3 protein-coding genes are annotated in these 8,333 nt (G+C 65.0%); all 3 read right to left on the reverse strand.

What is annotated here, in order from left to right; all coding sequences use genetic code 11:
• Window positions 1-625 precede the first annotated feature (625 nt).
• Window positions 626-1,255 carry a hypothetical protein gene (locus tag ACFQ4H_RS34175; RefSeq protein WP_377579318.1) on the reverse strand — a complete coding sequence of 210 codons (630 nt, stop codon included), beginning with the start codon at window positions 1,253-1,255 and terminating at the stop codon, window positions 626-628.
• 3 nt (window positions 1,256-1,258) lie between these two features.
• Window positions 1,259-1,696 carry a hypothetical protein gene (locus ACFQ4H_RS34180; RefSeq protein ID WP_377579320.1) on the reverse strand — a complete coding sequence of 146 codons (438 nt, stop codon included), beginning with the start codon at window positions 1,694-1,696 and terminating at the stop codon, window positions 1,259-1,261.
• Between the two features lie 131 nt (window positions 1,697-1,827).
• A partial coding sequence (locus ACFQ4H_RS34185; protein WP_449289043.1) for a WXG100-like domain-containing protein occupies window positions 1,828-8,333 on the reverse strand: 6,506 nt, incomplete at its 5' end.

Raw genomic sequence — 8,333 nt, forward strand, 5'->3', positions numbered from 1 at the left:
CCCACCGCCTCACCCAACTCCTCCCCCAACGCCCGCCACCCCGCAGCCAACACCCGATACAAATCCTCATTACCCTTCGGCCACGAACCACCCCCCGAACCAACCCAAATCACCGCATCCCGAATCACATTCCACGGATCACCAAAATCCCACAACTCAATCATGAACAGCTGTCCACACGGAACGTAGCGACGGCTGCAGCCGGCGCCAACCCGCAGGCACATACGGACGCGACCAGCGCACACCCATCCACAGTGGCGGAACACCTGATACCAAGTAATGCCAGGTCAGCCGGTCGACACATCCGCCAAGATTACGATGCCGCTCCCGACCTTTGATCAAGAACAGGTAAAGATCACATTGCTAGGACTGACATGTTGCCCGCTGCGCCATCCGAACGATTACAGCGAGTAAGAGATTGCTACCTTCATCAGCAATGAGAAGGCGGCTACGCTGCGAGCACCCACAGACAGTGCACACCGGACAGCCGTACGCGGTCGAGACGTTCATCCACAGGAACGCCAGCAGTGTTCACCAACGCGCAGGTACGCACCACCCCGACCAATGGACCCAGCGCCCAGTGCTACCCGTAGACCGCGCCGAGCCTTTCGGCTCCGCGTGGCGGCTACCAGGCCTCGTCGAGGTACCCCGCATAGCTACAGATCAAACTGTGCAGGCTGGGTAGTAGTTGGGAGAGCATGGCACGGGGCGAGTCGACGACGATGTCGTCGTCATCGAAAGGCTCCCTGTAGGACTCGTAGAGTGCCTCACAGGCGTCCCACAGCGTGGCCGCAATCGGAGTCCACCGCCAGACGTCGTATACCAGGCTGTTCACCAGCACCCACGGCTCACTCGGTCCACCGATGCCGTACAGCCCGTTCCACCCCAGCTGGGTACCGTGCCCGTAAAGCATCGACTGCCACCGGTAGGAGCCGGCCATCTCCTCGGCCTCGGGCAGGTCTGCGTCCACTGCCAGTAGCAGTCCCCGATCAGTCAGCTCGCTCATCGCCGCGTCGAAACGGTGTGCGGGCAGTCCGGCTGTCCGCGCCACATCCTGCGGTGTCCACGGCGTGGGACCACCGGCCGCACCATGCGCGACCAGCCAAATCTTGTAAGGGTCGCCGCCGGGTAGGGTCCGCACCTGCTCACCGACACGCACCCGGTGCGCCGAGGGCAGGGGCGTGTCCGATTCGCCGACCGGGCCCAGGTAGTGCCCCACCGGATACAGCAACGGCGACCACACATCGTCTCGCATGGTTCAGCCCTCCCAGCCTCGCGGTGACTGACCCGGCAACGCCAGATCCAGGCAGGCAGCCCCGCCCCTGGTCAGCTCACCCAGTCGGGAGAGCAACTCCGCCAGTACACCGTCTGGCGCGACCCTTCGTTCGTCGGTGTCACCCGCCGCACGCCGGACGTTCGCGAACGACTCACACGCCTGCCACAGCGAGCGTCGTGCCCCGGCCACGGCCCACAGCTCGTACGTGAGTCGATCCACCGTCACCAGCGGACGGCCCGGGATTCCGATGTCCCGCTGGTCGAGGTCATCGGCGTTGACGCCAAGCCCCACCATCAGCGGAATCAACCGGTAGGCACGCGCGAACTCGGCTTCACTGCCCTCGGTCAGCGTCACCAGCAGACCGAGGGCGCGCACCGACGCCACCACGGATGGCTGATGCCCAGCATCTTCCGGAGTCATCCACACGGCAGTCTGCGCCGCATCCAACGTCAACACCTGCGGCCCCAGCCGCACCTCCCAGCACGATCCGCCATCGTCCGTCGGAAACGAGCCCAGGTAGTGACCGATTGACACTAGACCAAGCGGAACTATCATGCTCCCTGCCCATCCGGCTTCGGCACCACCAGAGGCGCTGCATCGACAAATCCGCTCTGCAACCAGCCCCCGATGACCTGATCGAGAACCTGCGCCAGAGTAGCCGGGTTACCTACCACCTCCGGTGCCAGCATCAACCGGTGCGGCTGACGCAACGCCATCATCGGCGAGACCGGCTCCACCAGCGCCAGCAGGCTGTCGTCGCCTAGATCGGTACGGCTGATTTCGAGGCCGAAGCTGCCCACGTCGGTGACCACCCGCGCACCACCACCGGGCATGATCCGAACGTGCCACGCCCGATCCTGGTCGTCGTGATTGACGGTGGTCAAGCCATCGCGTGACAACTGCTCGACTGCCTCGATGAGCGTGTACGTAATCGGGTCCCTCGACCGCCGTCCGTCGACCCAGGCCTCTACCAGGTCTGCCTCGTATTCCGCTGGCCAGTTTTCGTAGCCCTGCCGCAGCGTACTTAGTTCGGTCACGTTGGCGAGATCCACGCCGAACCGTCGCCTGACGTCATCGACGACCGCCTCCCATCGCCGGTCCGAACCGACCTGGGCAGACAGCAGGCCGAGCTGCTCGAACTGGTCACGGAGATAACCACGCAGTACCGGCGGTTCCATCATGGGTGACCTCCGGCTCGGCCCAGCCGCTTCCGTATTCACATCCGGCGTGGCGGTGACCGCCTCGAGCATCCTGGCCACGCTCACCAGCCGGTTGACCGCCACCGCGTCCTGCGCCCCGAGACGTACCTCGGCTAGGTTGTGGCCTGGCCGCAAAGCTGGGCCCCAGCCGTCGACATCATCCGCTAGTGCCCGACCCGCAGCCGTGAGGCCACGACGTATCGCATGGATGCTCCGCCGCACCAGACTCTGGTCCGGGGCCGGCGGTTCGAGAACCTGGGTCGGAATGATCAGCTCATTCTCAGCATTGACAGCGTCGGCGAGCTTCCGCACCATCTCCGCGATCTCTGTGGGCGAATTTGGGAGTTGGTCAGCCTGCTCGGCCATCTGCTCGTCCCGGTCGATCCGCTTGGTCAACACCGGCACCACGCGCATGGCCCCCTCGCCGAAGGCGTACATGACCGTGTAGACCGCCTGACCAGCTATCCATATCAACTCGGACCCGTTGGGGATACCGACCACGAACAGCATCGGCGAAGCTCCGGCAACCGCGCCGACAAACCCGAGTACATGCTTGCGGGACTGCGCCCGCAGCGACTCCTCGCGTGGTATCCCAGCCTCTCGGTCGAGTCGCTCACGCTCACGGAGGCCCCGCCAGCCCTCGGGTAGTTCCGGCTGAGGCGCGACGGGACGGCCCTGAACCATCGACTCGATCCGGGCGACAGCCTGCTCCAGGTGGGCCAGTGCCTGGGCGGCAGCAGCGGCCTCCGCGTCGAAGGCCTGGTTCACCGACAGGTTCGTCCATCCCCCTCCATAACCGATACCCCGTCCCGCACCCCCCAGCAGGTTGGCGATGAGCAGTTCGGGTGTCGCATTGAAACCGAGGTACAACGACGGTGTCTGCATCAGGGATTGTTGCGACCCTACCCGCGACGGATTCGCCATCAGGGGTGCCCGTGCCTCGGGCAGGTGCGCCATCTCGTACGTCATCGTGGGTGACTGGAAGACCTTCACACCGGGAATACGGCCCACCGTCTTGTTCCACAGCGTCTTGGCCGGCTGCACGATGACGCTGCGACGCCGGCGTAGCCCTTCGATCTTGCCCTCGACGGCCTGGTCGGTGCCTTGGTTCTTGCCGTATAGCTCCGTACGCAGGTGTTCGATCGCGCGTCGGAGCCCAGGCAGCATGGCTTCCATTTGGTCGAGCAGCTCGGCGTCGTCGGGGGAGAGGTCCTGCCCGATCTTGTTCACCAGGTGGTAGATCGCCTCGGCATATCGGTTCCGCCGTGCCTCCGGCTCGACGCCCGCCATCGCCTTGCGTTGATTCACGGCGGTCATCTCGTACGGGTCGACGGCCTTGTCCGCCACGGCCTGCCCGAGGGACGCGAAGAACGTCAGGGTCCCGCCCTTGATTGCCTTGAGCAGGTCACCTCCGGAGACGACGTAGATGAGGACCGTCGCACCGGTACTGGCGTACGCGTAGTACGTACGCTTCTTGACGTTGGAGCCGAAGGGATCTCCGCGGCTGGGTTCCGGCGGAGCGACCGCGTTATGGCCAGGGACCGCGGCGACGTTGGGATTCAACGGGACGACCGGCAGGCGGCTGCCAAGCGTCGCATCCGCATATGCCTGACCGGTGTTACCGAACGTTCCCGCACCGATACTCGTCAAGGTCGAACCCAGCTGCCGACCGAACTCGTCTCCGACGAACGCCGTGTTGCCGCCACTACCGAGCACCGCGACCAGGCGTCGGAAGAAGTGGGGTGTAAAGAGTCGACGTCGCAGCGGACGACCGGCGAGATCACGGCTGAGGTCGGCCCGCTCCCAGATCCGTCGATCCACCTGATCCAGCGACTCATTGAGCATGGTGCGGACCGCACGGGACGGTGCATGCATGTCGCCCACGTACTCACGGATCATCTGCCGTTCTGGCTGCGTGGCGATGCGGTAGAGATCCCTGAGTACGTCAGCGCGGGCGGCGAAGCTCACCTCTCCCCCGATGAACGAGAGCGCCGGATACTGTTGCTGGTAGCTGAAGTGCGCCAGTGCCCCAACCAACTCCACCAAGATCGCCGCATTGCTGGCGTCCTCGCGTACCTCCAGCCGGTAGCCACTCCGACTCAGGGGATCGGGGTGCAGACGTACGGCGAAGTCCCGCGTCCCGGACGGCACAACCCGCACCGGCAGGGAGATTGACTGGTCATCTATCTGGATCTCGACGGCACCGGTCGTCCCGCGCATGTCGATGTTCGATACATAGGACGGCAGGTACTGCGCGCCTGCCCGCAACATCGATGCCAACGAGTCCAGGACCGCAGTCTGGCTCGCCGGTGATCGGGTGTCGAAAAGCCGCCGACGCAACTGCGGACTCGTTTCCGAGAGCATCTGCCGCCAGACATGTACCCGCTGCCGTGACCCAGCCTGGTCAGCAAAGAGATTGTTGTCGGCAAGGATACGGATGAGGTTTTCGTTGTCTCCGGTCCTGGCCGCCTGGTTGGCGGCCGCGATCTCTGCTTGTTCTACCAACGAAGGGCGGCCTGAGGCGGAGTAGTCAAACTGCCCGCCGGGCAACGACGCCAGGAGCAATTGCACCGCTCCCACCACCCGCGCTGAGACGATATTCGCCAGTTGATCCGGTGTGACTGACGGAGACACGCTGATTCGGACGTGGACGGAACCATTGTCCAGGAGCGTCGGGCGTACCTGATCGACACGACCAGGCAGCAGGTCGCCGTCGAAAAGCACCTGGATGGTGTGGGTGCGCCCGTCCGGCGTTTTCACCACGACGAGGTTGCCTTCCTCGTGCCTTTCAACGGTGAGCACCTGAGCACCCGCAAGGGCAACGCCTGATCTGATCGCGACGAGTGACTGGGTGATTGCCGCTGCCACTGCGGCTGTCTGGATCGGCGTGTTGACCCTTATCATTCGTTCCCGCAGCACCGGCCGGTCATCGGATTCCGGAGTTGGCGCAGCAGCCGGTTCATCGGGCCTCGCGCCAGGCTCGACATCCTGCGTGGGCCTGGCATCGTCGCCGGCATTTTCGGCGGGACCGGTTTCGTCATCGAGGCCCGTGGCAAGTCTTCCCGGTACTTCGGTGTCCGGGATTGCCTGCGTGGTAGGTCTCGTTACCGGTACGCCACGCGCGTCGACGAGCAGCGCGCTGCTGCGGGTAATGTTGCCGGCGTACGGCGGTTGCGGCAGCGGACTGGTGAAGTTCTGGCCGTCGATCCAGTAGATGGTGTCGCGATGGTTGACGGCAACCAGCATGTGGTCTGTCGACATGTGCGAATAGTTGACCATTACGGCCGCCGCCGCGCCGTGCCCCAACGCCCTCAGATCCGCCTCGATCCGCGCCGGGCCAGCCTCACCCTGTAGGACAGGACCAAACGGTGCCCCGAGCCACTGCTCGACGACGCTCCGCCCTACCCCGGCGGTACGCCGATTACTGCCCGCCACCCGAGGGTGACCGAACCACGTCGACAGAGCAGCAATCGCCACATCGACACAGTTGAACCGCCGACCATCGGTGAACGGCCCCCCGTCGTTGAGCCAACTGATCCAGTCACTGCCCGTCGGATCAGGATGGACGGGGTAACGACCATCACGCCCACGGGGCAGGGACTGAACAAGACGGCGATCATCAACCGGGCTCGCCGGATCATGATGCGGCGTCGGAGGCGCCGGCCCAAGCTGAACATCGACCGCATCGGAACGCTGCCCGACGTCGGTGGGTTCAACAGATGGCTCTTGGGGCGGTGTGAGGGCGGTGGGCTGCGGTTCCGGTTGCGGTTGTACCGAAGTGGACGGGCTCTGTACGGGCTCGGACGCCGGTGCCGCCGGCGCGGGCTCGGAGGCAGGCGTTGCTGACGTGGTGTCGGTCGTCGTGTCCGGTTGGCTGGGCGACGCCGTGCCACTCGGGTCCGTAAGTCCGGCGGCCAGAACCAGCTCTGACTCGGGCGACGGTGTCTGTGCGCCGTTTTCGGGAGTTGAGACGTCCACCGGAGCTGGTGACGTGTCCGGCGTCCGGTTGCCTGCCGCTGGCCGGTCACGGCGACCGGTGCTGGTGACGTTGTTCGACCCTGTCACGCCGGGGCTCATGGTGGCCGCCCCGGTCGGGTCTACGTTGGGTGACATCCCCTGACTCGTCGAGGTGTTCGCGTCGGTGGGTGTACCGGTGTTAGGCGAAGCGTCTGCGTTGCTCGTATCAGGGCTGCTGGTACTGGTCGTGCTCGGGCCTGTGTCGGTGCTCGTGTTGGTGTCGGTGGTCAGCGTGCCCTGGGTACCGGCGTTCGTTGACGCACTCGTGGGTGAGTTGGCCTGGGGAGCGGTACCGTTCGGTGTGTTGGCGTTGTTCGGTGTGCTCGTTGGCGTCGTGCTGGTGCTGGTCGGCGTCGTGCTGGTGCTGGTCGGCGTCGTGCTTGTGCTGGTCGGTGTCGGGCTTGTGCTGGTCGGATTCCCAGCATTGGCCGGACTGCTCGAAGACCCTGACGGAGCCGCCTGGCCAAGACTCTGCTCGATCACATCAGCGTGAACAGAAGCAACCGACATCGCCAGCCTCGCCGCAGTACGAGCCTCCCCCGCCGCCTCGACAGCCCGCGCCACATCCTGCGGCGACCCCGACTGAACCGCCGCCTCCACAGCCAGAGCAGCCCTCTGCGCCGCAGCAGCCGACACCTGCGCCTGCTGCTGCGCAGTCTCCGCACTCAACTGCGCCCGACCAGCCGCATCCAACCCCCGACCCGACCGCTCAGAAACATCCACCCCACCAGACCGCGAAGAATCCCCACCCGAACCCGGCACATCCTGACCAGACTCCCGCCCCTGCCCCCGCAACGCATCCGCCGCCCGCTGCGCCCGCTCCGCCTCCCCCCGCGCCCGCTCCGCAGCCTCCCGCGCCTGCTCCGCAGCCCGCTGCGCATCACGCATCTGCTGCTCAACCCCCGACCCCCCCAACAAACCACGCGCCAAACCCCCAAACCGCTCCCCCAACCGCGCCTGCTCACTAACCCTGTTACGCACCATCCCCGCCGCAACCTGCCCCAACCCCGGAGCATCCAAATTAAACTTCCCCTCCGCAGCCAACGACCCACCCAAATTCCCCAACAACTCCTCCGTCCACTCCGAAACACCCTCCACCCCCACATTTGCCAACGCCCGAACACCATTATTATCGATCTTCCTCGTAAACACCTTAAGCGCATCACGAAGCGGCTCCCCCGCCACAGCCAACGCACCACCACCCGCCGCCCCACGAATCTTCACCCAATCCACATCATCACGCGTACCCATCAACCACTGCGCAAGATGCGCAGCCACCTGAATCCCCACCTCATTCCCCGACTCACGGGCCGCCATCAAAACCACACCCGCCAACCCACGAGAACGCCACCCCTCCAAAAACGCCCGCTGACTCGCATACCCCGCCCTATGAGCAAACGACGCCCCCGCCTTGTCCCGCAACACCTCAAACATCCTCCGAACCACCGCCCGAGAAGAACCAATCCGCCCAGCCGCCGCCGAAAACGCCGCACCAAACGACAAAAAAGCCATCACCGCAAGAACAAAAACCTCGAACACCAAAACCGCAACCTCGATCAACGTCTCCAACTTGTTGTACTCAATATCCTTCGCCGCCGCATCCAACGACTCCGCAACCTCACCCGCCGCCGCCACCAACGCCTTCGGCAAATCACCCCCCACCTCCGCCCACATCTGCCTGAACCACGCCCCCGCCTCCCCCTCCCACACCTCACCCAACACCCCCGCAGACCCCTGCGCCTGCCCCACCGCCTCACCCAACTCCTCCCCCAACGCCCGCCACCCCGCAGCCAACACCCGATACAAATCCTCATTACCCTTCGGCCACGAACCACCCCCCG

It is taken from the genome of Micromonospora sonneratiae, from assembly GCF_042679305.1.
In the GTDB taxonomy this organism is placed as follows: Bacteria; Actinomycetota; Actinomycetes; order Mycobacteriales; family Micromonosporaceae; genus Micromonospora_H; species Micromonospora_H sonneratiae.

What these genes read in the sequence shown, in the direction of transcription:
- ACFQ4H_RS34175 (WP_377579318.1), bottom strand. Translation starts at nt 1,255, where the DNA reads ATGCGAGACGATGTGTGGTCGCCGTTGCTGTATCCGGTGGGGCACTAC.
- ACFQ4H_RS34180 (WP_377579320.1), bottom strand. Translation starts at nt 1,696, where the DNA reads ATGACTCCGGAAGATGCTGGGCATCAGCCATCCGTGGTGGCGTCGGTG.